Origin of the sequence: Vibrio sp. YT-18 (genome assembly GCF_033337345.1) — a bacterium.
Taxonomy (GTDB): Bacteria; Pseudomonadota; Gammaproteobacteria; order Enterobacterales; family Vibrionaceae; genus Vibrio; species Vibrio alginolyticus.
On the sequence record NZ_JAWOQO010000158.1, the window covers coordinates 1 to 1,224 of the forward strand.

At 45.8% G+C, this 1,224-nt stretch carries 1 protein-coding gene and 1 pseudogene; both read left to right on the forward strand.

The features are described 5' to 3' along the window. Nucleotides 1-23 precede the first annotated feature (23 nt). Nucleotides 24-380 (forward strand): annotated as a pseudogene (folK, locus tag R7M72_RS25100) (2-amino-4-hydroxy-6-hydroxymethyldihydropteridine diphosphokinase); the annotation flags it as partial. A 15-nt stretch (nucleotides 381-395) separates the two neighbouring features. Beyond that, nucleotides 396-1,199: an undecaprenyl-diphosphate phosphatase gene (locus R7M72_RS25105; RefSeq protein WP_005479178.1), complete on the forward strand. Its 804-nt coding sequence runs from the start codon at nucleotides 396-398 to the stop codon at nucleotides 1,197-1,199. Nucleotides 1,200-1,224 lie beyond the last annotated feature (25 nt).

The window sequence follows — 1,224 nt, forward strand, 5'->3', positions numbered from 1 at the left end:
CAACGATAGACTAATGTTAAGCAATCGGTTTTAGTAGACAAAACTTCTACAACTTTGTGAATGTGATGCGCACAAAGTTGTCACTCGAAGAGTTGAGTCACCACTTACGTGAGATTGAATATAAGTGGGGGCGTGAGGAAAATGCGCAAAAGTATCAGGATCGAACACTGGATCTCGATATAGTGCTCTTCGGTGAGTGCATCTCGGCACAAAAACCGGAGCTACCTCGCAGTGATATCTACAAATATCCTTTTGTCACAAAGCCCTTGTATGATCTCGAACCTCATTTAGTGATCCCCGGCGATGGACGCACTGTAGCCGACATTTGGCATGCTATGCAGCCAGTTGATTCACTCAAACCAGTTTCTTTTTCACTTTAAATTTGAGTTGTTTACATGAGTTATTTTGAAGCCTTTATTTTGGCTCTGATTCAGGGTCTGACAGAGTTTTTGCCCATTTCCAGCTCTGCGCACTTGATCTTACCCTCTGCCATTTTCGGCTGGGCCGACCAAGGTCTAGCGTTTGATGTGGCAGTACACGTCGGCACATTGATGGCGGTTGTAATTTATTTCCGCCACGAAGTGATCACTTTATTCCGAGCATTGTTTGCTTCGATCTTCAAAGGTGACCGCAGTAAAGAAGCAAAACTGGCATGGATGATCGTGATCGCCACGATTCCGGCGTGTGTGTTCGGTTTGCTGATGAAAGACGTTATCGAAGTCTACCTGCGCAGTGCCTATGTGATTGCGACAACCACCATCGTATTCGGTTTGTTGCTTTGGTGGGTGGATAAGAATGCCAAGCTTGTTGCCGATGAGTACCAAACTGGCTGGAAGAAAGCGGTGTTTATTGGTATTGCTCAAGCACTTGCGATGATCCCTGGAACTTCACGTTCTGGTGCAACGATCACTGCCGCTCTATATTTGGGCTTCACTCGTGAAGCGGCAGCGCGTTTTTCATTTTTGATGTCGATTCCTATCATCACATTAGCTGGTAGCTACTTGGGTATGAAGCTGGTTACCAGCGGTGAGCCTGTGCACGTAGGCTTTTTGCTGACTGGTATTCTGACTTCATTTATTAGCGCATACATCTGTATCCACTTCTTCTTGAAGATGATTTCACGCATGGGCATGACGCCATTCGTGATTTACCGTCTGATTCTAGGTGTGGGCCTATTTGCATTCTTGCTTAGTGCTTAATCCTTGAAAACAAAAACGCCCGCTC

Excerpts from the sequence above, each read along its gene's own strand:
- R7M72_RS25105 (WP_005479178.1), top strand. The coding sequence starts at position 396 with ATGAGTTATTTTGAAGCCTTTATTTTGGCTCTGATTCAGGGTCTGACA.